The sequence below is a fragment of the Collinsella aerofaciens genome (assembly GCF_015557435.1).
GTDB lineage: Bacteria > Actinomycetota > Coriobacteriia > Coriobacteriales > Coriobacteriaceae > Collinsella > Collinsella aerofaciens_Z.
On record NZ_JADNOH010000038.1, the window covers coordinates 21298 to 48050 of the forward strand.

32 protein-coding genes and 1 pseudogene are annotated in these 26753 nt (G+C 60.6%); 3 read left to right on the forward strand and 30 right to left on the reverse strand.

Annotated features, from left to right (window positions below):
• The first annotated feature begins 7 nt into the window (after positions 1 to 7).
• Positions 8 to 667 (forward strand): RluA family pseudouridine synthase, encoded by a 660-nt coding sequence (locus I2G43_RS03375; protein ID WP_324249490.1) that lies wholly within the window; start codon positions 8 to 10, stop codon positions 665 to 667.
• A gap of 379 nt (positions 668 to 1046) precedes the next feature.
• Here I2G43_RS03375 and I2G43_RS03380 read toward each other — a convergent pair whose 3' ends face one another.
• From I2G43_RS03380 to I2G43_RS03505, 26 genes and pseudogenes are all read right to left on the reverse strand, one after another.
• The gene (locus tag I2G43_RS03380) at positions 1047 to 1793 is read right to left on the reverse strand and encodes a DeoR/GlpR family DNA-binding transcription regulator (RefSeq protein WP_195535078.1); all 747 of its coding nucleotides are present in this window, start codon (positions 1791 to 1793) and stop codon (positions 1047 to 1049) included.
• Between the two features lie 3 nt (positions 1794 to 1796).
• Entirely contained in the window at positions 1797 to 2876 is a 1080-nt protein-coding gene (locus I2G43_RS03385) for a Gfo/Idh/MocA family protein (protein ID WP_195535079.1), read from the reverse strand.
• 553 nt (positions 2877 to 3429) lie between these two features.
• Complete coding sequence (gene rplX, locus I2G43_RS03390) at positions 3430 to 3735, reverse strand: 50S ribosomal protein L24 (protein ID WP_099432059.1); 306 nt, start codon at positions 3733 to 3735, stop codon at positions 3430 to 3432.
• A 13-nt stretch (positions 3736 to 3748) separates the two neighbouring features.
• Positions 3749 to 4117, reverse strand: coding sequence for a 50S ribosomal protein L14 (gene rplN / locus I2G43_RS03395; protein ID WP_006235041.1), 369 nt, complete (start codon positions 4115 to 4117; stop codon positions 3749 to 3751).
• A gap of 118 nt (positions 4118 to 4235) precedes the next feature.
• Positions 4236 to 4496 carry a 30S ribosomal protein S17 gene (gene rpsQ / locus I2G43_RS03400; protein ID WP_006235040.1) on the reverse strand — a complete coding sequence of 87 codons (261 nt, stop codon included), beginning with the start codon at positions 4494 to 4496 and terminating at the stop codon, positions 4236 to 4238.
• A 16-nt stretch (positions 4497 to 4512) separates the two neighbouring features.
• Positions 4513 to 4728: a 50S ribosomal protein L29 gene (gene rpmC / locus I2G43_RS03405; RefSeq protein ID WP_006235039.1), complete on the reverse strand. Its 216-nt coding sequence runs from the start codon at positions 4726 to 4728 to the stop codon at positions 4513 to 4515.
• 107 nt (positions 4729 to 4835) lie between these two features.
• Positions 4836 to 5231: pseudogene (rplP, locus tag I2G43_RS03410) on the reverse strand (50S ribosomal protein L16); the annotation flags it as partial.
• Positions 5231 to 5941 carry a 30S ribosomal protein S3 gene (rpsC, locus tag I2G43_RS03415; RefSeq protein ID WP_006235037.1) on the reverse strand — a complete coding sequence of 237 codons (711 nt, stop codon included), beginning with the start codon at positions 5939 to 5941 and terminating at the stop codon, positions 5231 to 5233. The gene rpsC and the pseudogene rplP, both read right to left, overlap by 1 nt.
• 6 nt (positions 5942 to 5947) lie before the next feature.
• Positions 5948 to 6319 (reverse strand): 50S ribosomal protein L22, encoded by a 372-nt coding sequence (rplV, locus tag I2G43_RS03420; RefSeq protein ID WP_006235036.1) that lies wholly within the window; start codon positions 6317 to 6319, stop codon positions 5948 to 5950.
• A gap of 14 nt (positions 6320 to 6333) precedes the next feature.
• Positions 6334 to 6594, reverse strand: a complete 261-nt coding sequence (gene rpsS / locus I2G43_RS03425) for a 30S ribosomal protein S19 (RefSeq protein ID WP_006235035.1) — start codon at positions 6592 to 6594, stop codon at positions 6334 to 6336.
• Between the two features lie 32 nt (positions 6595 to 6626).
• Complete coding sequence (gene rplB / locus I2G43_RS03430) at positions 6627 to 7457, reverse strand: 50S ribosomal protein L2 (RefSeq protein WP_055250219.1); 831 nt, start codon at positions 7455 to 7457, stop codon at positions 6627 to 6629.
• A 179-nt stretch (positions 7458 to 7636) separates the two neighbouring features.
• Complete coding sequence (gene rplW / locus I2G43_RS03435; RefSeq protein WP_195535080.1) at positions 7637 to 7924, reverse strand: 50S ribosomal protein L23; 288 nt, start codon at positions 7922 to 7924, stop codon at positions 7637 to 7639.
• Positions 7925 to 8551 carry a 50S ribosomal protein L4 gene (gene rplD, locus I2G43_RS03440; RefSeq protein ID WP_006235032.1) on the reverse strand — a complete coding sequence of 209 codons (627 nt, stop codon included), beginning with the start codon at positions 8549 to 8551 and terminating at the stop codon, positions 7925 to 7927. It abuts the gene before it with no gap.
• A gap of 46 nt (positions 8552 to 8597) precedes the next feature.
• Entirely contained in the window at positions 8598 to 9218 is a 621-nt protein-coding gene (gene rplC / locus I2G43_RS03445) for a 50S ribosomal protein L3 (protein WP_035137484.1), read from the reverse strand.
• Between the two features lie 450 nt (positions 9219 to 9668).
• The gene (locus tag I2G43_RS03450) at positions 9669 to 11489 is read right to left on the reverse strand and encodes a cation diffusion facilitator family transporter (protein ID WP_195535081.1); all 1821 of its coding nucleotides are present in this window, start codon (positions 11487 to 11489) and stop codon (positions 9669 to 9671) included.
• Positions 11490 to 11639: 150 nt separating this feature from the next.
• On the reverse strand, positions 11640 to 12854 hold the full coding sequence (locus I2G43_RS03455; RefSeq protein WP_195535082.1) for a PTS fructose transporter subunit IIB: 1215 nt from the start codon (positions 12852 to 12854) through the stop codon (positions 11640 to 11642).
• A gap of 40 nt (positions 12855 to 12894) precedes the next feature.
• Complete coding sequence (gene accD / locus I2G43_RS03460) at positions 12895 to 14619, reverse strand: acetyl-CoA carboxylase, carboxyltransferase subunit beta (protein WP_195535083.1); 1725 nt, start codon at positions 14617 to 14619, stop codon at positions 12895 to 12897.
• Positions 14606 to 15949, reverse strand: a complete 1344-nt coding sequence (locus I2G43_RS03465) for an acetyl-CoA carboxylase biotin carboxylase subunit (RefSeq protein WP_195535084.1) — start codon at positions 15947 to 15949, stop codon at positions 14606 to 14608. Before I2G43_RS03465 ends, accD begins: the two co-directional genes overlap by 14 nt.
• Before the next feature lie 10 nt (positions 15950 to 15959).
• A complete protein-coding gene (gene fabZ, locus I2G43_RS03470) occupies positions 15960 to 16382 on the reverse strand; it encodes a 3-hydroxyacyl-ACP dehydratase FabZ (protein WP_099432064.1) in 423 nt (140 codons plus the stop codon).
• Positions 16383 to 16391: 9 nt separating this feature from the next.
• Positions 16392 to 16865: an acetyl-CoA carboxylase biotin carboxyl carrier protein gene (gene accB / locus I2G43_RS03475; RefSeq protein ID WP_195535085.1), complete on the reverse strand. Its 474-nt coding sequence runs from the start codon at positions 16863 to 16865 to the stop codon at positions 16392 to 16394.
• A 3-nt stretch (positions 16866 to 16868) separates the two neighbouring features.
• A complete protein-coding gene (gene fabF / locus I2G43_RS03480) occupies positions 16869 to 18116 on the reverse strand; it encodes a beta-ketoacyl-ACP synthase II (RefSeq protein WP_117790117.1) in 1248 nt (415 codons plus the stop codon).
• A 39-nt stretch (positions 18117 to 18155) separates the two neighbouring features.
• Entirely contained in the window at positions 18156 to 18929 is a 774-nt protein-coding gene (gene fabG / locus I2G43_RS03485; protein ID WP_195535086.1) for a 3-oxoacyl-[acyl-carrier-protein] reductase, read from the reverse strand.
• 30 nt (positions 18930 to 18959) lie between these two features.
• Entirely contained in the window at positions 18960 to 19886 is a 927-nt protein-coding gene (locus I2G43_RS03490; protein WP_195535087.1) for an ACP S-malonyltransferase, read from the reverse strand.
• Positions 19874 to 20818 (reverse strand): enoyl-[acyl-carrier-protein] reductase FabK, encoded by a 945-nt coding sequence (fabK, locus tag I2G43_RS03495; RefSeq protein ID WP_195535088.1) that lies wholly within the window; start codon positions 20816 to 20818, stop codon positions 19874 to 19876. The genes I2G43_RS03490 and fabK overlap by 13 nt, the downstream gene beginning before the upstream one ends.
• A gap of 2 nt (positions 20819 to 20820) precedes the next feature.
• Positions 20821 to 21057, reverse strand: coding sequence for an acyl carrier protein (locus tag I2G43_RS03500; protein WP_055285196.1), 237 nt, complete (start codon positions 21055 to 21057; stop codon positions 20821 to 20823).
• A gap of 52 nt (positions 21058 to 21109) precedes the next feature.
• On the reverse strand, positions 21110 to 22069 hold the full coding sequence (locus I2G43_RS03505; protein ID WP_195535089.1) for a 3-oxoacyl-ACP synthase III family protein: 960 nt from the start codon (positions 22067 to 22069) through the stop codon (positions 21110 to 21112).
• Positions 22070 to 22245: 176 nt separating this feature from the next.
• Here I2G43_RS03505 and I2G43_RS03510 point away from each other — a divergent pair, with 176 nt between their 5' ends.
• Complete coding sequence (locus I2G43_RS03510) at positions 22246 to 22782, forward strand: biotin--[acetyl-CoA-carboxylase] ligase (RefSeq protein ID WP_195535090.1); 537 nt, start codon at positions 22246 to 22248, stop codon at positions 22780 to 22782.
• Positions 22783 to 22800: 18 nt separating this feature from the next.
• Positions 22801 to 23022 carry a hypothetical protein gene (locus I2G43_RS10695; RefSeq protein ID WP_195535091.1) on the forward strand — a complete coding sequence of 74 codons (222 nt, stop codon included), beginning with the start codon at positions 22801 to 22803 and terminating at the stop codon, positions 23020 to 23022.
• A 114-nt stretch (positions 23023 to 23136) separates the two neighbouring features.
• Here the strand turns inward: I2G43_RS10695 and rpsJ are convergent, their stop codons facing one another.
• The 4 genes from rpsJ to rpsL form a co-directional block, all read right to left on the reverse strand.
• Positions 23137 to 23445, reverse strand: coding sequence for a 30S ribosomal protein S10 (gene rpsJ / locus I2G43_RS03520; protein ID WP_022094184.1), 309 nt, complete (start codon positions 23443 to 23445; stop codon positions 23137 to 23139).
• 60 nt (positions 23446 to 23505) lie between these two features.
• The gene (fusA, locus tag I2G43_RS03525) at positions 23506 to 25605 is read right to left on the reverse strand and encodes an elongation factor G (RefSeq protein ID WP_117854517.1); all 2100 of its coding nucleotides are present in this window, start codon (positions 25603 to 25605) and stop codon (positions 23506 to 23508) included.
• A 19-nt stretch (positions 25606 to 25624) separates the two neighbouring features.
• Positions 25625 to 26098, reverse strand: a complete 474-nt coding sequence (gene rpsG, locus I2G43_RS03530) for a 30S ribosomal protein S7 (protein ID WP_006235013.1) — start codon at positions 26096 to 26098, stop codon at positions 25625 to 25627.
• A 73-nt stretch (positions 26099 to 26171) separates the two neighbouring features.
• A complete protein-coding gene (gene rpsL / locus I2G43_RS03535) occupies positions 26172 to 26549 on the reverse strand; it encodes a 30S ribosomal protein S12 (protein WP_006235012.1) in 378 nt (125 codons plus the stop codon).
• Positions 26550 to 26753 lie beyond the last annotated feature (204 nt).

Genomic DNA, 26753 nt, shown 5'->3' on the forward strand with positions numbered 1-26753 from the left:
CTTACACGTGAACGAAGAACCTCAAGTCCTCTACTGCGACGCCTGGCTCATGGCCATCGACAAGCCCGCCGGCATGATCGTCCACGGCGACGGCACCGGCGAGCGCACGCTCACCGACTACGCCAGCGACCTGCTGCTGGCGATGGGCGACGGCTTTGCCGCGACCGACATGCAGCCGCTCAACCGCCTGGACCGCGACACCACCGGCGTAGTGCTGTTTTCGCTCGACAAGCAGACGCAGCCCGCCTTTGACCAGATGGTCATCGACCACGCTTTCGAAAAGCACTACCTGGCGCTCGCCGAGGGCAAGATCGACTGGAACGAAAAGCTCATCGACAAGCCCATCGCCCGCGACCGTCACGACAGCCGAAAGATGCGCGTCGGCGCCAGCGGCAAGCCGTCTCTAACGCGCGTGAAGGTGCTCAAGCGCCTTAAGAGCCGTCGTGGCCTGCCCACGCGCTCGTATATCGATGTCGAGCTGCTCACCGGCCGCAAGCACCAAATCCGTGTGCACCTGGCAAGCGAGCGTCATCCCCTGGTTGGCGACGACCTGTACGGAACGCCGCGCCCCTGCGGCCTGATGCTCCATGCCCACAGCGTGTCCTTCACGCATCCCGTAACCGATGAGCACATCCACATCGAAGCCCCCTGCCCCTGGGAGCCCTAAAACCTGCCAAAAAAGGGACAGTCACCTTTGTGGCGGGTTTGCCGCAATGGCTCAGCCGCGGTCCCAAAACGTCTCGATCTGTAACAGTTAGAACCCATTTTCCGGTCTATCTGTTACAGATCGAGATATTCGAATCCCCCTTAAGGGAAAATCTCAATGTGTAACAATAACTCGGCAAAATCGGTCCCAGATGTTACCGATTGAGACAAAGGGACCGCGCGGTTCGGAAGTATCTCAATCTGTAACATCTAACCCACTTTTAACGGTCCAGTTGTTACAGATTTAGACAAAACGGCAGACAACAAAAGCGGCATCGCCCATCGAGGGTGTTGCCGCTTTTCTATTGAGGAACCTAAATGGTTTTGACCTTGCCCTGTCGCTAGACCGTGATGACGTTATCCATTGTCTGGTACTTGGCGGGCACCTCACCTGCGGTAATAATCGTTGCGTCGCGGAAGTCCGCGTACTTAACGGGCGCCACCATGCCAAATTTACTGGCGTCCGAGATTACGAAGCGTTTGGCGGTATGGCGCATCGAGATACGCTTGACCTGCGCTTCCTCGATATCCGGTGTGGTGAGACCTTGCTCGGCGGCGATGCCATTGGAACCCCAAAAGCCGCAGTTGAAGTTATAGCGGTCCAGAGTTGCCAAGGCATCGGGACCGACGAGTGCCTCGGTCTCGGGCTTGAGCTCGCCGCCTAGCACCACGGTGCGCATACCACGCAGGGCGAGATGCTGAGCATGGAGCACGGAATCGGTCACATAGGTGACACCCTCAAGGCGCGGAAGATGCTCGATGAGCTTGAGGGTCGTGGAGCCCGAATCGATATACACAAAGCTATCGGGCTCCACCAGAGCCGCGGCACGGGCGCAGATGCGCTCCTTGTCATCGTTATGGAGATCACTGCGCTCGCTGATCGTCAGGTCGCGCGTCACGTGCGCACGCTCCAGACTCGTCGCGCCTCCGTGCACCTTGGCGATACGGTGTGCACGGTCGAGCGCCTGCAGGTCGCGCCGAATGGTAGACGCCGTCACGCCCAGGGCTTCAGCAAGCTCCGGCACGGTAACCGAGCCGGCCTGCTGCACCATCGTCACGATCGCGTTGAGCCTATCTTCCGCAAGCATCGCTTACTCCTCCTCGGGGTACACGACTCCCCAGTCGGCGCGGAGCTTGGTCATCAGCTCCATAACATCAGAAGCATAGCCCAGAAGCTCGCGCTTCGAATCATCGCCGGCAACGGCCTTCTCCAGGTCGGCCATCTCGTAGCACAGAGCGTATGCCTCGGTGCCAGCGTGGACCTCCTCACGGTGACCGTCCGCAGTCCACACGATGGTCGCATGATCGGCACGCGGATACTCGTTGACCTCGATATAGCACTTATCGAAGCTGATGACCGAGCGCTTGGGCTGCTTGGAGTGGAGCGTAAGGCTCACAACGCCCAGCTGCTGCTCAGCATTACGGCAGACAATGCCACCCGCGACGTCAACGCCAGTCTCGCAGGTATTGCCCAGAGACACGACCTCGGCTGGCTGGCTGGCCATAAACAGGCGCATGACGGACAGGGCATACACGCCAATGTCGAGCATGGCGCCGCCGGCAAGGCTGCGGTTGTAGAAGCGGTTGGTCAGGTCGCCGTACTCCTTATAGCTGCCAAAGTTGAGCTGGGCGAGGTTCATGCGGCCAAAGTCGCCCGCATCCATGCGACGGCGCAGCTCCTGATACAGCGGCATGTGGAGCACCGTGGTAGCATCCATAAGGACCACGTTATGCTCGTCGGCGATGGTACGGGCCTCGTCGAGCTCGGCAGAGTTGAGGGTAATGGCCTTCTCGCAGAGCACGTGCTTGCCGGCGGCCAGCGCGGCACGCAGATAGGTGATATGCGTGTTGTGCGGCGTGGTGATATAGACGGCGTCGATATCCGGATCGGCATAGAGATCCTCGACCGTGTCGTACACCTTCTCGACGCCATACTGCTCGGCAAAAGCCTGCGCCTTGGAAAGCGTGCGGTTTGCAACGCCAGCGAGCTTGCGGCCGGCAAGTGCGAGGGACTGAGCCATCTGGTTGGCGATAACGCCGCAGCCGATCACGGCCCAACGGAGCTCGGGAGCCGTAAAGAGGTCATCGGGGAACGGCTTGTCTTGGACCGATGCGAACGCTGCCTTAGCGGCTGCCGCAGCATCGAGCGGAGCCTGTTTGGAATCTGCCATCATGTGCCTCCTGTGTCATAGAACGTCTTGCATTTCTGACAGCTCTATATTCGCATAATTACGCGCGTATGTGCGTACTTTAGCGCGTATTACCGCGAAACGGTCATTATTCGACCGTAAACGGTGCATTTCTGCGCACGTTCACGTAATTCTACGCAGACTAATGCGCAGAAACGCGCGCCATCAGATGGACAGAAAGACGGAAGAATCGGATCATCTGACTCCAAATGACTGTCCCAAACTGCCGACACGAAGGGAACGTCCCCGGTTGCCGGCACATAGGAACGTTCCTTTCCTGCCACATCGATCCATGCGCCATACCGCCACAGACCCGACGTAAGTTGCGGTGAAATAGGGACTGTTTAGCCCCCTAGAGCCCCCAATCAGTCCCTATTTCACCGCAACTTAGTTGAAGACCGTCCCCATCAACTAGCCGGTTAAGAACGTCCTCAACGGCCACTCATTTAAGTCTGTCCCCAATGAGTAGGGATAGAAAAAGGCCCGGGTGCCGTGGCATCCGGGCCTTTGCTAGCAACTTGATGTTGCGGGCAGCTTAGAACTTGTGGCCGCACTTCTTGCAGACGCGCAGCTTGTTCTTGCCGTCCTTCTCGTGACCGACGCGGGTAACCTTACCGCACTCGGGGCAAACGAGATTGACGTTGGAGGCGTCGATGGGAGCCTCCTGCGAAACGATGCCGCCCTGCTGGTTGGCAGCGTTGGGCTTGACGGCCTTCTTGACGACCGAAACGCCCTCGACAACGACCTTGTTCTCGGCGGGGAGAGCACGCAGGATAACGCCTTGCTTGCCACGATCCTTACCAGAGAGAACCTGGACCTTATCGCCCTTCTTGATATACATATATCTCCCCTAACTACAGGGTCTCGGGAGCGAGCGAGACGATCTTCATGTACTTCTTGTCACGAAGCTCGCGAGCGACAGGCCCGAAGATACGGGTGCCGACGGGCGAACCATCGTTGTTGATGACAACGCAAGCGTTCTCATCAAAGCGAATGTAGGAGCCATCCTTGCGGCGGATCTCCTTAACGGTGCGAACGACGACGCAACGGACAACGTCCTTCTTCTTGACGTTGGCGCCAGGGGTAGCCTCCTGGACAGCACCGATGAACACATCGCCGATGCCTGCATAACGACGCTTGGAACCGCCAAGCACCTTGATGCAGCGAATCTTGCGAGCGCCGGAGTTGTCGGCGACGTTCAGCATGGTTTGCATCTGAATCATGGTAGATGTTCCTCCGAACTAAGAACCGAAGAGAGGTGCGCAGCCTTTAGGCGGCCTGTGGTATGCAAACCAGGCATACGCACATCTTCGGAAACGTACAAGTCGTAAGAGCGACTGCTTATTTAGCGCGCTCGACGACCTCGATGAGGCGCCAACGCTTCATCTTGGACATAGGACGGGTCTCCATAACGCGGACGGTATCGCCCACGCCAGCCGTGCACTCCTCGTCGTGAGCGTGCAGCTTCTTGGAGCTGGTCATCATCTTGCCGTACTTGGGGTGACGCTTGCGCTCGGTGATGGTGACGACAATGGTCTTGGCACCGGAGACGGAGGTAACGACACCCGTACGGACCTTACGCGAGTTACGCGAATCAGTCATGTTCTCTCCTTAGGTCCTACTCGGCGACAGCGGACTTCTCCGCTGCGATCTCGCGGGCGCGCTGCTCCGTGAGGACGCGAGCGATGTCCTTCTTCACGGTGTTGACGCGAGCGGTGTTGTCCAGCTGGCTGGTGGCCATCTGGAAACGAAGGTTAAAGAGCTCGGCGCGCATTTCCTTCAGCTTCTCAACGAGCTGAGCGTCCGAGAGCTCACGAATCTCTGCGGGCTTCATTAGTTCTCCTCCTTGGCGGCGGCGGCGTCCTCAGCAGCCCACTTGGCCTCGAGAGCGGCCTCCTCAGCCATCTCCTTCTCGATGCGCTGCTCAGCGTTCTTAGCAGCAACAATCTTGGTCTTGATGGGAAGCTTGTGCTGTGCAAGACGCAGAGCCTCGCGAGCGACCTCCTCGGGCACGCCCTTGACCTCGAACATGATGCGGCCGGGCTTGACGACGGCCACCCACTCCTCGGGGTTACCCTTACCAGAACCCATGCGAGTCTCAGCAGGCTTCTTGGTGATGGGCTTATCGGGGAAGATCGTGATGTACACACGACCGCCACGCTTCATGTAGCGGGTCATGGCAATACGAGCGGCCTCGATCTGACGGTTGGTGATCCAATGGGCCTCGAGAGCCTGGATACCAAACTCGCCGAAATGCAGCTCGGTATTACCCTTGGCCTGGCCCTTCATGGAGCCACGCTGCACCTTGCGGTGAAGAATACGCTTAGGGGCAAGCACTACTGACCCCTCCTCTCGGAGTTACGACGACGAGGACGGGAAGAGCCCTCGAGTGCAGGGTTGGGAACAGGCTGGCCCGGGAGCTTCTCGCCCAGGTAGATCCAGACCTTCACGCCGCAAGCGCCCATGGTGGTGCTGGCGACAGCCGTGCCGTAGTCGATCTTGGCACGGAGGGTGTGCAGAGGCACGCGACCCTCGCGGTACCACTCACGACGGCCCATCTCGGCACCGCCGAGACGACCGGAGCACTGGATACGGATGCCCTTAGCGCCGGCCTTGCGGGCGGACTGGACAGCCTTGCGCATAGCGCGACGGAAGGCAACGCGGCCCTCGAGCTGCTCAGCAATGGACTGAGCAACGAGGTTGGCGTCGAGCTCGGGGCGCTTGATCTCGACAACGTCGACGGAGAGCTGGCCCTTGGAGACGCCAGCGACCTTCTCGAGCTCGGTGCGGAGGGTATCGATCTCGGCACCCTTCTTACCGATGACAACGCCGGGGCGAGCGGTGAGGATGATGACCTTCACCTTGTCGCCAGCGCGCTCGATCTCGACGCGGGAGACAGCTGCGCGGGAAAGACGCTTCTCGAGGTACTTGCGGATCTCGAGATCGTTACCGAGGGTCTTAGCGTAATCCTTCTCTGCGAACCAGCGGGAGCGCCAGTTCTCGGTAATGCCAAGACGGAAGCCGGTGGGGTAGACTTTCTGACCCATACAGCTTTACGCCTCCTTTCGAGGAGCAACGACGACGGTGATGTGGGAAGTACGCTTCAGAATGCGAGAAGCGGAACCCTTGGCGCGGGGACGGATGCGCTTAAGCGTCGGACCCTCGTCAACATAGGCAGCGGCGACAACCAGGTTGTCGGCACGCAGACCGTTGTTGTTCTCGGCGTTCGCAACGGCGGAACGGAGAACCTTCTCGACATCCACGGCGACGGCGCGGTCGCAGAAGTGGAGGATGTCGAAGGCCTGAGCGACAGGCTTGCGGCGGATCAGATCGACCACCAGGCGGGCCTTGCTGGGGGAAACACGCACGTACTTAGCGACGGCGCGAACCTCGGTGGCCTCAGTTTCAATAGACTTAGTTGCCATTTACGGTTAACCCCCTATTTGGCCTTGTGGCCACGGAACGTACGAGTCGGCGCGAACTCGCCGAGCTTGTGACCAACCATGGACTCGGTAACATACACGGGCACATGCTTGCGGCCGTCGTGGACGGCGATGGTGTGACCAACCATCTCGGGGAAGATGGTGGACGCGCGGGACCAGGTCTTCACGACGTCCTTCTTGCCAGCCTCGTTCATCGCGGTGATACGCGAGAGAAGGCGAGTCTCCACGAACGGGCCCTTTTTGAGACTTCTGCTCATAAGTGCTTTCTCCTAAAACTCGGTATCCGAAATTACTTCTTACGGCGACGAATGATGTGCTGGTTCGAGACCTTCTTCTTCTTGCGCGTACGAAGGCCCTTCGTCGGCTTACCCCAGGGGGTAACGGAGGGACGACCAGAGGTGTGGTTCTTGCCCTCGCCACCGCCGTGCGGGTGGTCGACAGGGTTCATGACGGTACCGCGGACGGTCGGGCGCACGTTCATGTGACGCTTACGGCCGGCCTTGCCGATGACGATGTTGGCGTGATCGGCGTTGCCGACCTCACCGACGGTGGCGCGGCAGGTAACGAGGATGCGGCGCATCTCGGAGGAAGGCATACGGACGATAGCGTACTTGCCCTCCTTACCCATCAGCTGGCAGGAGTTACCGGCGGAACGGGCGATAGCAGCGCCCTTGCCCGGCTGGAACTCGACAGCGTGGATGAGCGTACCGACGGGGATGTCGGCGAGGGGCAGAGCGTTGCCCGGCTTGATGTCGGCGTCAGAACCAGACATGATGGTCTGACCGACCTCGAGGCCCTTGGGGGCCAGGATGTAACGCTTCTCACCGTCAGCATAGTGCAGCAGAGCGATGCGAGCGGAACGGTTCGGATCGTACTCGATCGTGGCAACCTTGGCGGGCACGCCGTCCTTGTTGCGCTTGAAGTCGATTACGCGGTAACGACGCTTCACGCCGCCGCCCTGGTGGCGGGTGGTGATGCGGCCGTTGTTGTTACGACCGGCCTTCTTGGGCAGGGGCTCGAGAAGAGACTTCTCGGGCTTGGTGCAGGTGATCTCGGAGAAGTCGGAGATCGTCTGCCAACGCCTACCAGCGGAGGTCGGCTTAAGGTGCTTTACAGCCATTACAATCCCTTTCAATAGGAATCCGTTAGCCATCGCAGACAGGGATTCGAGGTTCTGCCTCGGGTGCGATGACACCGGACGTATACACGGTTCCGGGCGTGTCCATTTTATACGCCCAAAACCTTGAGCTCTCGCCTCCCCTATTTGGGAGGCATGAGCTCACTCAACAGCAGCGAGTCTTAGGCCTGGTTGCCAAAGACCTCGATGGTGTCGCCCTCGGCCAGCGTGACGATGGCCTTCTTCCAAGTACGGGTCTTGCCGGCGACATAGCGCACGCGCTTGGTCTTGGGCTTGACCGTCAGGGTGTTCACGCGAACGACCTTGACGCCGAAGATCTCCTCGACAGCGTCCTTGATCTGATACTTGTTAGCATCCTTGGCGACCTCGAACGTGTACTTGTTCAGCTCCATGCCGGAGAAGGAACGCTCGGACACGATCGGACGGATGATGATCTCGTGGGCGGTCATTTATGCAAGCACCTCCCCGAAGTGAGCGGCGATGTCGGCGGGCATCAGCACGGCGTTGTTGTTGACGAGATCGTAGGTGTTGGCCTCGTCGGCAGTGATGATGAACGTCTTGGGAATGTTGCGGAACGACAGGTAGGCGTTGACGTCCTCATCGCGAACGATGATGGTCAGACGCTTGCCCTCAAGGCCGAGAGCCTTGAGCATGGCGACGGCAGCCTTGGTGGAAGGCTTCTCGAAGCCGTAGTCGTCGACGAGCACGAGCTCGCCATCGGCCAGCTTGGCGGACAGCGCGGAGCGCATAGCCAGCTTGACCTCCTTGTTGTTCATACGCTTAGCGTAGGAACGGGGCTTGGGGGCGAAGACGACGCCACCGTGACGCCACTGGGCAGCACGGATGGAACCCTGGCGGGCACGGCCGGTGCCCTTCTGACGCCAAGGCTTCTTGCCGCCACCGGAAACCTCAGAGCGGCCCTTAGCGGACTGGGTGCCCTGACGCCAAGAGGCCATCTGGCACTTGACGATGTGGTGCATAACGTGGATGTTCGGCTCGATGCCGTACACCTCAGCGGCGAGCTCGGCCTCGGCGACCTTCTTGCCCTCGCTGTTCTTTACTTCAAACTTTGCCATTTAAGTGTTCTCCTTGGTATGACGCTGGGCTAAATGGGCTGGGCCCTTAGGCCATACGGATGGCGACGAGACCATTCTTGGCACCCGGGACAGCGCCCTTGACCAAGATGAGGTTCTGCTCGGCATCGATGCGGACAACGGAAAGGTTCTTGACGGTAACGCGCTCGTTACCCATGTGACCGGCCATCTTGACGCCCTTGAGGACGCGCGCAGGATAGGCGCACTGACCGATAGAACCGGGGTGACGCTGGAAGTGAGAGCCATGCGTCATAGGACCGCGGCGCTGACCCCAGCGCTTGATGCGACCCTGGAAGCCCTTACCCTTGGAGGTACCGATGACGTCGACCTTCTCGACATCAGCGAAATCAGCGACGGTGACGACCTCGCCGACCTTGTGCTCCTCGCCGTTCTCGACGCGGACCTCACGAAGGAAGCGGACAGGCTCGACGCCAGCCTTGGCGAAGTGACCAGCCATGGGCTTGTTCACGTTCTTGGCCTTGATGTCGCCGAAACCGATCTGGACGGCGTCATAGCCGTCGGTTGCCTGAGTTTTAACCTGCGAGACAGCGCAGGGGCCAGCCTGGATGACCGTGACGGGAACGACGTTGTCGTCCTCGTCCCAAACCTGGGTCATGCCAATCTTGCGGCCGAGAATCATGCTGATCAAGATATGATCCCAACTCTCGCGTGGTCTTGGGACAATGCGTACACCACCGAGCGTACGCCCCTAGAGGACCACTACTTACACGACGTGCTCCCCAGTCTTGTATTACGCCCGGACTACCTGACAACCCTATTAAGCAGGCATTTTGTCCAGCCAGAATACTCCCCTGGTTTCACACAGCTGTTTAGTATACACGGCTGCGGGCGTATCCATCGAGATTCATATTTCACTCACATTGTTTACGCAGGTAAAGTGCGTGGATGGCTCCCGAGCACGGCGGAGGGCCGGAGAAATATATTAAGGTCCCTGCTCTACAGTCCTGCGCAAGACGGAGAGCACATTAAGTGCTCTCCTTTGCGTGCGGAACTCGCGATGACCTTAATATATTTCTCCGGCCCTCCGCCGTGCTCGGGAGACGACACGTTGATGTCTGCTTAACTCTGCTCGCTCAGGCTAATGACTTTGTTGGGGGTCCACTATTTGCTGGAGGGTGAACTTGCATTGCATTGGCTCGCCCTCTACTTGTGGCTCCGCCTCATCAAAATCGAAGATCATGATGGCGCAGTTGGGGAGTTTTGTTGGGAGCTCGAAGCCCTCTGGGGCTGCAGCCTTGATGAATTGGCGGCTGGCACTGCCGTGGCTTACTGCTAGGAGGGTTTCGGTGTCCTTAGCGCCCATGAGATTGGTGAGGGTGCCCACCATGCGCTCCTGCAGGGCATGGCTTCCTTCTCCGCTAAATGGGATAAGGTCCTCGCCGGGGTCCCAGACGTCGGTGGGAAGGGCATCGTGGGGGCCTTCTTCGAAGGTGCCGTAGCTGCGCTCGATGATGCCTTCGCAGGGCTCGACTGCGGCGTCCGGACCGAGGAGTTCGCATGCGACGAGACTCGCCGTGTCCATGGCTCGGCCTAAGGGTGATGAGACCACTTTGTCGGGGACGACGCCGTGGGTCTTGAGCCATGCGGCTGCCATTCCCGCTTGTTTGCGGCCCAGGTCGGTCAACGGAGAATCGCAGTGGCCCTGGACCAGCTTTTTAACGTTGAATTCCGTCTGACCGTGGCGGAGTAGATATAGACGCTTCATGTTCTCCCCTTCTGTATACCTTGCTTTGCCGGCACAGCCCTGCTCGTGGGCATGGCCGACATAGTCCTCGTCGATCGTAATCTTGGCGACCGACTTGGGATATTCCGATTCGACCCGTTGTGCCAGCGCGTGCCTTACGTCTTCGGCGCTCATGTGCAGATCCGAGGGACGCACGCAGTCAAAAATCACATTGGTGTGCGTAGGGCCCGGCACGCAACGCAAATCGTGAATCGAAAGGCGGCTATCGATCTCTTGAGCCATAGCGTTGATGCATAAACGCATGCTCGCCAGCTTGGGGTCATCGGTCACGATGGGATCGTAGTGAAGCGTGACGATCATGCCGTCTTCGTTCCTAAACGCCTGCTCGATGTTATCGAGCGTGTCGTGACTTTCCATCGGGCTGGCCTCGGCTGCCATCTCGGCGTGAGCGCTTGCGAACTTCCTGCCCGGGCCGTAGTCGTGAACCATCAGATCGTGAACGCCCAAAACGCCGGGGTAGCTCATGATCTTGCTGCGGATATGCTCGACGAGCTTAGGATCGGGCGTCTGGCCCAAAAGCGGGCTCACCGTATCTTGGATAAGCTCAAAGCCGCTCCAGCCAATATAGGCGCCAACGGCAAGGCCGACCCACGCGTCAAGATTGATGTGCGTCACCTGCGAAACAATTGCGCACGCCAGCACGGCGCCCGTGGCAAGGACATCGTTCTTGGAATCTTGCGCGGTCGCATGCAGCGTCTCGGACTCAATGCGATCGCCGAGCTTTTGGTTGAGGGCCGCCATCCAGAGCTTTACGACCATCGAAAGCACTAGAACTGCCACCAGGGCAAGCGAGAACTCGACGGGTTCGGGGTGGATGACGCGCTCGACCGAGGACTTCACCAGCTCAACGCCAATCAGCAGCACGAGCGCCGCCACGACCAATCCCGAGAGATACTCATAGCGACCGTGGCCGTAAGGATGCTCGGGGTCGGCCGGCTTGCTCGCCAGCTTAAAGCCCAGCACGCTCACGATATTCGAGCTGGCATCGGACAGGTTGTTCATGGCATCCGCCACAATCGAAACCGATCCCGAAACCACACCAATTGCGCCCTTCGCAGCACAAAGCGCAACATTGGCGACAATACACACCATGCCCGCTAACGTGCCCACACGCGCACGATCGCCCTGCGCGCGCCTAACAATCCACTCGACCATCTACATCCGCCCCCACGGTACTACTTATATATCTATTGCTCAAACGGATTGTAGTGTAGCCACTTTGTCCTCCAGATACAAAAAGGCCGCAGCCCACACGAGCCACGGCCTTGGAACACGACAAAGGGATCGTCCTTTTGTCGCACAGGTTTATGCGCTTACTTCAGCAGCGCTCGCCACTGTTTCGGGCGAATCGGCTCCGTCCCCCGTCGCCTGCCCCTTCGCCGGCACCACGCCAAAGCAGTAGCTCAGCGCCGCAGACACCACAAAAGCCGTGCCGCCGGCAACGCAGCACCACAGCAGGTTCGAAAAACCACCTGTGGCAAAACCAATGACCATGAGGACATTCGTCATGCCGATGGTATAGGCCGTAACGTGGCCCACGGCCGCAACAAGGCCTCCGACGGCGCCGCCAATGGCCATGCACGTCAGGCACCTGCCATATTTAAAACCGCATCCGTACAGCGCCGGCTCGCTTACGCCGCCAAGAACACCCGAGATTGAATGGCCCAGCATGAGCGTCTTCTCGTCCTTATCCGCAACGCGGAGCGACGCGCCAAAGGGCATGCCCCAAACGGCGAACGTTGCCATCGTCGCAGCGATCAGGATGCACGAATCCGTTCCCACACTCATAAACTGCGCATAGGCGAGCGATAGGACGACGTTGCTGACGCCCGCGATCTTAAGGAACTCCCAGCCCGCGGCAAGCCCCATGAGCGTGAGCAGCGATACGATGCCACCGGAATTGCCAAGCATAAACATAAGCTGGCCCAACAGCATGCCCAAATAGCTACCAGCCGGCGCCGTAATACACAGCGAAACCGGAACCATAACAAGCATGGTCGCAAACGGAACAAACGAAAACGCCACGGCCTTAGGGATAATGCGCCGAAAGAAACACTCCACTCGCCATAGCACGGGCACCGAGATGAGAACCGGAATAACAGTCGTCGTGTAATCGTTGACCGGCGCGGGAAGCAGGCCATACACGGAAGTCATCGATGCCCCCGTCGTCGATGCGGTATCGACGAGCTTAAGCAGATCGGGCGCAATCAATACGCCGCCCAGCATCATGCCCAGCTGCTCCGAGCAACCGAGCTGGCGGGCGGCCGCCCAACCAAGATAAACGGGCAAAAAGTAGTAGCCGGCGTTATAGAGCCAACTGTAGAACAGGCGATAGATTTCGGAATCGGCAGACCACAGGCCCAGTATGCCTTCGCCCATAATGACGGCGACGGTGCGGAACAACGCCGCGCAGACAATAAACGGCAGCGCCGACATCATGCTTTTGGACAGATAGTCCACCACGGCCATGGCGTTTGATGAGACCGTCGTTGTAAACGAGGTGTTAGAAACTTGTGACACAGGAACCCTTTCCCAATGTGACATGCGGACTGTCCCTTTGTCACATCGTGCGGTACTGACCGATTGCGCGGTACTTTCGGTAGCGGAGGTTTGTGAGGGTCGCGTCGTCGAGCCGCCCAAGCGTATCGAAGGCGGCAAATGCCGAGGACATGACGGCACCGGCGATCTCCTCATGAGACAGGCCCCTATCGTCAACGATGCCGTCGATGATGCCGAGCGCCAACAGATCGGGGGCCGTGAGTTTCAGCGCCTCGGCGGCCTCATTCGCGCGCTCGGTATCCTTCCACAGGATCGACGCGCAGGCCTCGGGGCTCACGACCGAATAGGCCGAGCTCGAGAGCATCAGGATGCGGTCGGCCACGGACAGCGCCAGCGCGCCACCAGAGCCGCCCTCGCCTGTCACCACCGAGACAATCGGCGTCTTAAGGCCGCTCATCTCCATAAGGTTCTGGGCAATCGCCTCGCCCTGGCCGCGCTCCTCGGCACCGATGCCACAGAACGCGCCCGAAGTATCGACCAGGCACAGAACCGGTCGACCAAACTTTTCGGCTTGGCGCATAAGGCGACGCGCCTTACGGTAGCCCTCGGGATGTGCCATGCCAAAGTTGCGGCGCATACGCTCTTTGGTCGTGGTGCCGCGCTCGATGGCGATGACCGTTACGGGGCGTCCGTCTTTCCAGCCAATGCCAGCCACCACAGCGGCGTCGTCGCCAAAGTAACGGTCGCCGTGCAGCTCCACAAATCCATCCAGGCCCAGCGAGATCATCTCACCCGCCGTGGCGCGATCTGCCGAGCGGGTCTGCTTGACAATCTCGAGCGCGGTTTTTGGTGCCGGCGAGCGCTTAAACAAGTGTCCCAGCTTTTTGCCGCGGCGACCCGCATGCACAATCTCATGCGGTGCCCCCAGGCCGGGCGCATGCCCTTCGTGCAGCGCCAACAGCTCGCCTACCGTGAGCGCAATCTCGCCACGCGGAACAACGGCATCGCAAAAGCCGTGCTCCAGCAAAAACTCGGAGCGCTGGAATCCCTTGGGCAGACGCTTGTGCATGTTCTGCTCGATCACGCGCGGGCCGGCAAATGCCGTCAGGGCATCGGGCTCGGCCAGGATAATGTCACCCTCCATGGCAAAGCTCGCGGTTACACCTCCGGTCGTGGGGTCGGTGAGCACCGTGATATACAGGCCGCCCGCCTCGCTGTGGCACCTAACCGCCGCAGAAATCTTGGCCATCTGCATAAGCGAGGTCACGCCCTCTTGCATGCGCGCACCGCCCGAAACGGTAAAGCCGACAACTGGCAATCCCAGCTCGGTCGCACGCTCAAATGCGCGACAGATCTTCTCGCCCACTACGGAACCCATCGAGCCCATCATAAAGTTGGCGTCCATAAAGAAGAGCGCCGTATCGCAACCGCAGATTTTGCCCCTGCCGCACACAACGGCATCGCGCTCGCCCGAACGCTCGCTTACGCTCTTGAGCTTGTCGGCATAGCCGGGAAACGAGAGGAAGTCCTCCGACGCCAGATTGGCATCCCATTCCTCAAACGTGCCCTCGTCGACCGTCATGCGCATGCGCGCGCGACCGCTCACACGAAAGTGTTTGCCGCAACGAGGGCAGACCTCCAGGTTATCGTGCAGGCGTGCCTCATCGATCACGCGACGGCACTCCGGGCACTTGATAAACACGTGGCGCGCGGGAAACTCGGCGCACGACTCGGTTATCGGCCCCTCAAGGACATTGACCGTCTTCGCTTTTCTATTCATCAGCATAGAGATGCCCCATCAGATCGGTGTGATACATGCCCGACAAGAACTCGTCGTTTGCCAGCACGTCGAGCTGAAGCTCGCTGTTTTCGCTCACGCCCTCAATCACGAGCTCGCCCAGGGCCGAGCGCATCTTGCGAATGGCGCCGTCACGCGTGGGCGCACACACGATGAGCTTGCCGAGCATGGAGTCGTAGTACGGCGGAACTGTCGCACCGGTGAACATGGCCGAATCCCAGCGCACGCGCGGACCACCCGGTACGCGCAACGCGGTGACCGTTCCGCATGACGGCAGAAAGTCCGGCGTTTCGGCATTGATGCGGCACTCCATGGCATGGTTGCGGACCGGCATGTCCTCCTGCTCAAAGGGCAGAGGCTGGCCGGCCGCCACGCGCAGCTGCCACTTGACCAAGTCGGTATCGGTCACAAACTCCGTAACTGGATGCTCCACCTGCAAGCGCGTGTTCATTTCCATAAAGTAGAAATTGCCGTCGTCCGAATACAGGAACTCGATGGTACCGGCCCCTTCGTAGCCGACGGCACGGGCCAGGTCGCGCGCGGCCTTGTGCATGTGCGCGCGAATATCGTCGTGTCCGTCGAGGCACGGTGCGGGGCTCTCCTCGATCAGCTTTTGGTTGCGGCGCTGCACCGAGCACTCGCGCTCGCCGAGCGAAAACACATGGCCCTGCTTATCGGCCATAATCTGCACTTCGACGTGGTGCGCCGGCGCGACGAACTTCTCCATGTAGCACTCGCCGTCGCCAAAAACGGCCTCGCCCTCGGCACGTGCTTCAATAAAGGCCTTTGCCGCATCTTCCACGCGCTCGACCTTGCGAATACCGCGGCCGCCACCGCCCGCGCGCGCCTTAATAAGCACGGGGCAGCCAATGCGCTCGGCCTCGGCCGTTGCCTCCTCGGGGCTTTTGAGCAAATCGCAGCCCGGCACGATGGGCACGCCCGCCGCGGCAGCCGTTCGACGTGCGGCATCCTTGTCGCCCATGCTGTCGATCACCTCGGCCGAAGGACCGACAAACGCCAGACCGTACTTGTCGCAGTCGCGCACGAAGCTCGCCTTCTCGGAAAAGAAACCGTAGCCAGGATGGATCGCCTTAGCCCCCGACTTTACGGCACAGGTGAGCACGGCATCGTCGTTGAGGTAGCTCTCGGCAAGACGCGGACCGCCGATGCAATACGCCTCGTCGGCAAGCTGCACGTGCAGCGCGTCCGCATCGGCCGTGGAGTAGACGGCGACGGTCTTGATGCCCATATCGCGGCACGCGCGGATAACACGGACCGCGACCTCGCCGCGGTTGGCGATGAGCACTTTGTCGAACATGAAGCCTTCCTTAACTTTCGTGCATGAGTGCAAAGGACATATCGGCGCGGCAACACACCTCGCCGTTGACGCTCGCGGTGCCCGTCGCAAACCGGAACGGCCCGCGCGCACGCGTGATGGAGCACACCAGATCAACCGTGTCGCCCGGGCGCACCGGACGCTTAAAGCGCACTTTGTCCAGACTGGTGTAGAACGGCGTCGCGCCGCGCGCCTCCTCATCGCCCATCAGCAGCACGCAGCAGTTCTGGGCGAGCATCTCGCACTGAATCACGCCGGGGACGACCGGGTTTCCCGGAAAATGCCCCTGCAAAAAGTACTCGTCGCCCGTAATCGTGATCTTGCCGTGGGCCTCGTCGCCCACTAGCTCGGCTTCGTCGAGCAAAAGCATCGGCTCACGATGCGGCAACAGCTTCTTGAGCTCTTCTTTGTTCATGGATATCACCTATCCGATCCTCATGAGGCAGCTGCCAAACTCCACGAGGTCGCCGTCGGCCACGCAGATCTCGAGCACCTCGCCATCCGCCTCTGCCGTCACCTCGTTGAGAACCTTCATGGCCTCGATAATGCAGAGGGTCTCGCCGGCTTTGACCTTGGAGCCCACGTGCACAAACGGCTCGTCGCCCGGTGCCGGGGCAGCATAGAAAACGCCGACCATGGGAGCGGTCACCTCGGTGCCCTTAGGCTCCGGCGCGGCGGCAGGCGCCTGCGCAGCGGGCTCCGGTGCGCCAGGCACGACTGCGGGAGCCGCAACCGGAGCAGCCATGGCACTCGGCATAGGCATGGGCACGGCAACCGGCTGTGCGGCGCTCGCGCGCTCGAGTTCAACCGCGGTGCCATCGGGCTCCTCAACGCGTACACGCGTGAGGCCGCGGTCCTCCATAACATCGGCTATCTCGGCAAGTCTTTTGGAATCCATGCTCTAGCTCCTCGTATATCTACGCAGCGCGATGGCAGCGTTGTGTCCGCCAAAGCCCAGATTGGTCGAAAGCGCCCAGGTAAGGTCGGCGCGAACCGCTCGATTGGGCGTGTAATCAAGATCGCAGGCGGGATCGGGCGTGTGGTAGTTAATGGTCGGGGGCACCACGCCCTGCTCGAGCGCCATGGCGCAGGCCATGACCTCGATGGCGCCCGTGGCGCCGATCATGTGGCCGGTCATCGACTTGGTCGACGAGACGTGCGCGGCGCGTGCCGCGTCCTCGCCGAGCGCACGCTTTATGCCCGCCGTCTCGGACGAATCGTTGAGCTTGGTCGAGGTGCCGTGAGCGTTGATGTAGAGGCCCTCGGAAGGCTTAACGTCGCCCTCAGCCACCGCCAGCGATATCGCACGGGCAATGCCGGCAGCCTCGGGATCGGGGCTCGTGATGTGATAGGCATCATCGGTGTTGCCGTAGCCCACGACCTCGGCATAAATGTGCGCACCGCGCGCCTGCGCATGCTCCATGCTCTCGAGAACCAGCACGCAGGCGCCCTCGCCCATCACAAAGCCGTCGCGGTCTGCATCGAACGGACGGCAAGCCGTCGACGGGTCAGGATTAGTGGTGAGAGCACGGCAGGATGTAAAGCCCGCAACGGCATCGGGGATGATTGCGGCCTCGGCGCCGCCGGCGAGAATCGCATCGGCATAGCCATGCTTGATGGCGCGGAACGCCTCGCCCACGGCATGGGCCGAGGTCGCGCAGGCGGTCACCACGGGCAGGGTCGGGCCCTTTGCCTTGTGGCGGATTGCGATATTGCCCGAAGCCATATTGGGGATCATCATCGCGATCATATAGGGCGATGCGCGGCGGGGCCCACGGTCGGCAATCGTGTGGACGTTGTCGACGAGTGTCTGCATGCCGCCCACGCCCGAACCCACGTAGACGCCCAGGCGCTCGCGATCGATGGCGCCCTCGACATCAAAGCCCGCATCGTGCATGGCCTCGTCCGACGCTGCCAGGGCAAACTGAACGCAGGGGTCCAGGTGCTTGGCGTCACGCTTGCCAAAGTACTCGTTGCCGTCAAAACCCTTGACCTCGGCCGCCACCTTAACGGCAAACGCATCGGTATCGAAGTGCGTGATCGGGCCGATGCCGCACGTGCCGGCGCACATGGCCGCCCAGGTAGCAAGCGCCGTGTTACCGAGCGGCGATACGGCACCGATACCGGTGATTGCAACTCTCTGTTCCATCATGGTCTCCTCATTCAAGCCGTTGTTCGGCCCTGGTTTCTACATCGCCATTCCGCCGTCGACGCGCACGACCTCGCCCGTAATGTAGGCAGCCGCATCACTCGCCAAAAAGCGCACCACGCCGGCCACTTCCTCGGGGTGCGCCATGCGCTTTAGGGGAATCTGCTCCTCGGTTGCCGCGCGAACCTTCTCCGAAAGCTTTGCCGTCATATCGGTCTCGACAAACCCGGGGGCGACCGCGTTCACTCGTACGCCGCGGGACGCAAGCTCGCGCGCTACCGCCTTGGTCAAACCGATGACGCCCGCCTTGGAGGCTGCATAGTTGGCCTGCCCGGCATTGCCCATCAGGCCCACGACCGAGCTCATGTTGATGACGCAACCGCCGCGCTGGCGCATAAAGGTCTTGGTGAGCGCGCGCGTCGTATTGAACGTGCCCTTGAGATTGACATCGAGCACGCGGTCGAAGGCATCGTCGCCCATACGCATGAGCAGGCCGTCTCGCGTGATGCCGGCGTTGTTGACGAGCGCCCAAATGGAGCCAAAGTCGTTGAGGACCGTCTCCACGCAAGTGTTGACGGCGGCGGGGTCGGCCACGTCACATTGATATGCGCGCGCCGTGGCGCCAGCCGCCTCACAGGCTTCGCACGTCTCGCGCGCCGCATCTGCGCTACCGGCATAGACGACGGCGATATCAAAGCCGTCCTCCGCCAGGCCCACGGCACAAGCGCGACCGATGCCGCGCGAGCCGCCCGTGACCAGCGCCACGCGGCGCGATTCGTCGCGCTCGAGCGCGCCGTTGTTCAAATTGCCCATGTCGTTCCTTTCGGGTTACAGCCCTGTGGGCTATGCGAGCTCGTCGGCAATAGCTGCGACCTGCTCGGCCGTTTCGCACGAATACACGCGAACATCGCTCAGCGTACGCTTAACCAGGCCGGACAGCGTTTTGCCGGGGCCGACCTCAATAAACGTGTCGATGCCTTGATCCTGCAGAGCATGCAGCGTGTCGACCCAGCGCACGGCATGACTCACCTGGTTGGCCAGCACCTCCGATGCCGCCTGCGGGTCGGCCGGATAGGGCGCCGCCGTCATATTTGCCATAACGGGAATGAGCAACGGGGACGGCGCGTGACCGGCATCGATATATGCAGCAAGGCCACAGGTCGCCTCGGCCATATAGGGGCTATGGAATGCACCCGACACCGCGACTTTCATAGCGCGGCCACCAGCCTCTTTTACCAGGACGTCGAGGGTCTGCAACGCATCGGGCGCTCCGGCCACAACCGTCTGCTGGGGGCTGTTGTAGTTGACCGGCCAGCAGTCCTCGCCGGCCTGTTTTGCCAAGCCCTCGACCTGCGCCGCATCGAGTTTGATGACGGCGCGCATGCCGCCGGGGTGACGCTCAGCCGCCGTGGCCATAAGCGCCGCGCGCTCGCACACAAGCTCAAAGCCCGCTCGCGTATCGAACGCCCCCGCAAAGGTGAGTGCAGCAACCTCGCCCAGCGAGAATCCCGCACAAGCGGCAGGCACCACGCCGCGCTCGCGCAGGGCGACGGCGACAGCCAAGTCGTGCACGAATACGCAAGGCTGCGTGTTCTCGGTCTGCGAGAGCTCCTCCTTGGAGGCGCTCCGGCACTGCTCGCTGGTCCCCGGGCGTACCTCATCGGCAATGGCGAACACCTCGGCGGCCGCCGGTGATGCCTCGATGAGATCGACGCCCATCGCGGGGTGCTGGGCGCCCTGGCCGGCAAACAGAAACGCTACGCTACCCATGCGCACGCACCCTTCAGGACGCGCTCGGCACCCTCGACCAGATCGTCGACGATTTCGCGTGCGCTCTGGCGTTCGTTGACCATGCCAGCAATCTGTCCGCACAAAAACGAACCCTCTTCGTAATTACCGTCCTTGGCGGCCTTGCGAAGCGCGCCCGTGCCCATGGCCCCGAGCTCCTCGGGACTTGCGCCCGCCGCCTCGTTCTTGGCATACGCGTTGGTGAAGGGGCTCTTGAGGGCGCGAACCGGATGTCCCGTCGAGCGACCGGTCGCACGCGTCGACGTGTCGCCTGCCTTGAGCACCAGCTCTTTGTACTGTTCGGATACGGTGCACTCGTTTGCGACCAGGAAGCGTGTTCCCACCTGGACGCCGGCAGCGCCGAGCATAAAGGCAGCCGCCACACCGCGGCCATCGGCGATGCCGCCAGCCGCAACCACGGGAATATCGACCGCATCGACAACCTGCGGCACCAGTGCCATCGTCGAGGTCTCGCCAATATGGCCGCCTGATTCGGTACCCTCGGCAACCACGGCAGTGGCTCCGCGACGCGCCACGAGACGCGCCAGCGCCACCGAAGCCACGACGGGAATAACCTTGATGCCTGCATCGCTCCAGGCCTTCATGTACTTGGTGGGATTGCCGGCGCCGGTCACCACAACGGGCACCCGCTCATCAATCACCACTTGTGCGACCTCGTCGACAAACGGGCTCATGAGCATAACGTTGACGCCAAAGGGCTTATCCGTCTTGGCGCGCAGCTCGTGGATCTGATCGCGCAGCCAGTTTGCGTCGGCATTCATGGCCGCGATAATGCCTAAGCCGCCCGCCTCGGACACGGCAGATGCCAGCGAGGCATCGGCAATCCAGGCCATGCCACCCTGGAACACGGGTTTTTCGATGCCGAGCAGATCGCAGAGAGGAGACTTGAGCATCACTACTTCTCCAATGCCGCCTCGACCGTATCGACGAACTCGCCGACCGTCTTGGGGTTCTCCTCGGTATCGAGCTCAATGCCAAACTCGTCCTCGACGGCAACGAGGATCTCGACGGTACCCAGGCTGTCGAGGCCAATCTCCTCGAGCGTGGACTCGGGCTTCATCTCGACATCGTCAAGGCCGGCCGTCTCGCGGATAACGTCACAAACGCGCTCGAAGGTCTTCTGATCTGCCATGGTATTTCTCCTTTGTTTGTGCCCTAGGGGCGTTTTCATTTCCTATGTGCAACTACTTCCAGCGAAGTAGATAGCCACCTACATCCAAGCCGGCGCCAAATCCGACCAGGGCGATGGTGTCGCCCGCGTGCAGCGCGCCGGTATTTGCCAGTCGATCGAGAGCAAGCGGAATGCAGGCGCTCGAGATGTTGCCGGTTTCACGCAACGTTCGGACCACACGGTCGTCCGGCACACCCAGGCGCTTGACTGCCTGGCTCAAGATTCGTTCGTTAGCCTGATGGAATACAAAGTGGTCGATGTCCTCGACCGCGATGCTCGCGTCGCAGGCAAGCTTGTTTACCGTGTCGCAGATGGCATTGACGCCAAACTTGAAGACGCGACGGCCGTTCATGGAAAGCACGCTTTCGCAGTCCTGCGCCGCCTTATACGGCGAGGAGCCCGCCAATCCGGGGACGCGCAGTGTTTCGACGTCAGGCGACGTCGAAAGCTCAACAGCAAGGGGATTCTCTCCCCCAGCCTCTATGACCGCAGCAGCCGCGCCATCGCCAAAGAGCACGCACGTGGCACGGTCGGTCCAGTCGAGCACGCGCGTCATCTGCTCGGCGGCAACGACCAGCACGTGCCTGGCGCGACCGCGGGCGATATAACCCTCGGCGACATCGAGCGCAAATACGAAGCCGGCACAAGCCGCCGAGACGTCGAAGGCAGGACATGTGGCACCCAGGCGCTCGGCAACGGCGCACGCTTCGGCAGGAACGAGATGATCGCCCGTCGTCGTCGAACAGACGATAAGATCCAACTGGCTCGCATCGATTCCGGACGTCTGGAGCGCTTGCTCGCTCGCTGCCACGGCAAGGTCGTCGAGTGACTCGGTGGTGCACACATGGCGGCTCTTGATCCCCGTGCGGGTAAAAATCCACTCATCCGAGGTGTCAAGGAACTCGGACAGCTCGTCGTTAGAAACGCTGCGCTCGGGAAGTGCCGAGCCCGTTCCCAGTATCGTGAAACCCATCACTAACCTCCTTTGAGTTGTTGACGTGTTTACATCGACCAAGAGAGGATAGCGCATTTCAGTTATTGTTGACGTGTTAACATTAAATTGTCCAAATGCGACAAAGGCTTCACATTGTGTCTGTCTCTCGACACCATTGCGTTATTCACTTATTCATTAAGGAGGTAGCAGCCGCTATGGATGCCCAATTAAAGATAGTCGACGTAACCGGATCGACCAACGATGACCTGCTCGAAGCAGGAAAACAAGGAGCGCCGCACGGCACAGGACTTGCCGCCCGGGCTCAGACAGCAGGACGCGGCCGGCGCGGCCACAAGTGGGATTCAACCGCCGGCAACCTATTGCTTTCGATTGTCCTGCGTCCATGCGTTAATCCTGCAAAGTACTCTGGTCTTGCCGCCGTCAGCGGCCTAGCGGTGCTCGAGGCGCTCGAAAAGCAGGGTCTTGCAAACGAGATTGACCTCAAATGGCCCAACGACCTCGTCGCGCGAGGGCGCAAACTCGGCGGTATCTTGGTCGAGGCGGCTCGTGACAACGAGGGCAAGCCCTTTGCTGTCTGCGGCATTGGCGTCAATGTAAACTACACGCCCCAAGAGGTGCCCGATGGCGGCCTGGCGGCAATTGGCCTCTCAGACCTCAACGAAACTGTTCCCGCCGTCGATGTGCTACTCAAAGAGGTCTATCACGCAGTTATAGAAGCTGTAGATGCGTGAGCAGAGCGTCTCAACGCCATGGAAGGAGACGCCGGACCGCTCGCGCCCGTCCACGGCGAATATATCGGTCATCTCAATTGGATTGGGGAGCACGTTATCGCCCGTTCCCCTGCCGGTGACGAGCTGGCGCGTGGCATCTTTCAAACGGTCGATAACTTTGGTCGCGCGTGCATCGAGACGGAAGACGGCTTGCGATCCTTCCATTTTGAGGAGGCATCGCTGCGCCCCTTGAGCGAATAGGGCGCCGCAGCCACCTGCTCGGCAGTATTACCCGGCAGTCCAAACCATCATTCAAACAAAAGAGCCCCGCTACCATAATGGCAGCGGGGCTCTTTAAGCTATGAGCAATATCGCTTAGAGCTTGATGTCGATGTCGACGCCAGCGGGGAGGTCGAGACGCATGAGCGAATCAACGGTGCCCGAGGTGGGGTCGAGGATGTCGATGAGGCGCTTGTGGGTGCGCATCTCGAACTGCTCACGGGAGTCCTTGTTCACGTGCGGCGAGCGGATAACCGTGTACAGGTTGCGCTCGGTGGGCAGGGGGACAGGACCGGAAACGCGAGCGCCGGTCTTCTGAGCGGTCTCGACGATGAGCTTCGCGGACTGATCGACGACCTCGTGATCATAGCCCTTGAGGCGAATGCGGATCTTCTGGGTAGCCAACTTAAACCTCCAAAGAGTGCGAGAGATGTTCTCGCAGATTACGTAACAGGGAGCTCGAACTTAGGCGTTCTTGCTCATGACCTCGTCCACGATGGACTTGGGCGCGGGCTCATAAGAGTCGAACTGCATCGTGTAGGATGCACGGCCCTGGGTCTGGGAGCGAAGGTCGGTAGCGTAACCGAACATCTCGCCCAGCGGCACCTTGGCACGGATGAGCTTGCTGTTCTTGCGATCCTCCATGCCCTCGATCTTGCCGCGGCGACCGGAGAGGTTGCCCATAACGTCGCCCATGTACTGCTCGGGGGTCTCGACCTCGACAGCCATAATCGGCTCGAGCAGCTGCGGGTCGGACTTCTTGAGAGCGTCCTTGATAGCCATGGAACCGGCGATCTTGAAGGCGGCCTCGGAGGAGTCGACCTCGTGGTAAGAACCGTCGAACAGGGTGACCTTAACGTCGAGGACCGGGAAGCCGGCGATAACACCGGTGTTCAGGGCCTCCTGGATGCCCTTGTCGATGGACGGGATGTACTCCTTGGGCACGACGCCGCCGACGATAGCGTTGACGAACTCGTAGCCGAAGCCCTCCTCCATCTTCTCGAGCTTGATGACGGCGTGGCCGTACTGACCGCGACCACCGGACTGACGGACGAACTTGCCCTCAGCCTTCTCGACGTCGTGACCAGCGGTCTCGCGGTAGGCAACCTGGGGCTTACCAACGTTAGCGTCAACCTTGAACTCACGGAGCAGACGGTCGACGATGATCTCGAGGTGCAGCTCGCCCATGCCGGCGATGATGGTCTGGCCGGTCTCGTGGTTGGTGGACACCTGGAAGGTCGGGTCCTCCTCGGCGAGCTTGGTCAGAGCCAGGGACATCTTGTCCTGCTCGGCCTTGGTCTTGGGCTCGATGGCAACGTCGATAACGGGCTTAGCGAACTCGATCTTCTCGAGGACGATCTCCTTGCCCTCGGCGCACAGAGTGTCACCGGTGGTGGAGTTCTTGAAGCCGACGCAAGCGACGATGTCGCCGGCAGCGGCGTCGTCACGGTCGATACGCTCGGCGGCGTTCATCTCGAGGATGCGGCCGAGGCGCTCGCGCTGACCGTTGGAAGCGTTGACAACGTAGGAGCCGGACTCGGCGCGGCCGGAGTAAACGCGGACGTAGGTGAGCTTACCGACGAACGGGTCGGTCATGATCTTGAAGACCAGGCCGGAGAAGGGCTCGTCGAAGGAAGGATGACGCTCGATCTCCTCGCCGGTGTCCGGATCGGTACCGGTGACGGCCTCGACGTCGAGCGGGCTGGGCAGGTAGTCGACGACAGCGTCGAGCAGCTCCTGGACGCCCTTGTTCTTGTAGGCGGAGCCCACGAAGACGAGGTTGAGCTCGTTGGCCAGAACGCCCTTGCGCAGAGCAGCCTTGAGCTCCTCGACGGTGAAGTCCTCCTCCATGAGAATCTTCTCCATGAGCTCGTCGTCAAAGCTGGCAGCAGCGTCGAGGAGCTCCTCGCGCTTGGTGGCAGCGATGTCGGCGAACTCAGCCGGGATCTCGTCCATCGGCTCGGGGTAGGTCATGCCCTTGTCGTCGGCCTTGAAGTCCCATGCAGTCATGGTGACGAGGTCGATGACGCCCCAGAAGTTGTCCTCGGCGCCCATCGGGACCTGAGCGGCCACAGCGTTGGCGTCGAGACGATCCTTCATGGTCTCGATAGCGTTGAAGAAGTCAGCGCCCACGCGGTCATACTTGTTGATGAAGGCGATGCGGGGGACGTTGAAGGTAGAAGCCTGACGCCAAACGGTCTCAGACTGGGGCTGAACGCCGGCAACGGCGTCGAAGACGGCGACAGCGCCATCGAGGACGCGCAGGCAGCGCTCGACCTCGGCGGTAAAGTCAACGTGGCCCGGGGTGTCGATGATCTGGATGCGGTAGTCCTTACCGTCCTTGTTCCAGAAGCACGTGGTAGCAGCGGAGGTAATGGTTACGCCGCGCTCCTGCTCCTGAACCATCCAGTCCATGGTGGCAGCGCCCTCATGAACCTCACCGATCTTGTGGGTCTTACCGGTGTAGTAAAGAATACGCTCGGTCGTGGTGGTCTTACCGGCATCGATGTGGGCCATGATGCCGATGTTACGGGTATCGGAAAGCTTGTACTTAGGCTTAGCCATGTTAGTTCCTTACCTTAACTTACCAACGATAGTGAGAGAACGCGCGGTTGGCCTCGGCCATCTTGAAGACGTCCTCACGCTTCTTGACGGAAGCGCCCAGGCCGTTGGAAGCGTCGAGGATCTCGTTGGCGAGACGCTCGGCCATGGTCTTCTCCTTGCGAGCGCGGGAGAAGTTGACAATCCAGCGGATGCCCAGAGCGGTGGAACGACGGGAGTTGACCTCCATCGGGACCTGATAGGTAGCGCCACCGACACGCTTGGGCTTAACCTCGAGCGTGGGCTTGACGTTGTCCATAGCCTTCTTGAAGGTAGCGAGAGCGTCGCCACCCTCGGACTTCTCGGCAACGATCTCAAAAGCGGTGTAAACGATGCGCTCAGCGGTGGCCTTCTTGCCGTCAAGAAGGACCTTGTTGATGAGCTGAGTCACCAGGCGGTTGTTGTAAACGGCGTCAGGCTGAACCTCACGACGATTAGCTGCTGCACGACGCGGCATGTGAAATCTCCTTAAGTGTCTACCGTGCGGCGCTTAGGCGGCACACGGCGAAAGTATCAAAACGTTATCTGGCTTATTTGGCCTTGGGGCGCTTAGCACCGTACTTGGAACGGGCCTGCATACGGTTCTGGACCGGAGCAGCGTCGTAAGCGCCACGGATGACGTGATAACGGACACCAGGGAGGTCACGGACACGACCGCCGCGGACGAGCACGATGGAGTGCTCCTGCAGGTTGTGGCCCTCACCCGGGATGTAAGCAGTAACTTCGATGCCGTTGACAAGGCGAACACGGGCAACCTTACGAAGAGCCGAGTTCGGCTTCTTGGGGCTCGTGGTGAAGACGCGGGTGCACACGCCGCGCTTCTGGGAGTTGTGCTGCAGAGCAGCGTTCTTGGACTTCTTGGGCACGGAACGACGGCCCTGGCGAACCAGCTGGTTAATAGTAGGCAAAGCGTACTCCTTCTCGAATGATTCCAGCTTTCTGTAAAGTGCAACGGCTTGAATCGAGGGGTCAGCATCCCCCTACGAAACACGCAGTTCGATAGGATACGTGCCGTTAGCTGTGTCGTCAACAGACCACGCCGCCGGGCGTATCCTAAGATGAGCATATTTCCGCAAAGCCTACACAAAAGGAATCCCCTTCTGTGCGCGGGG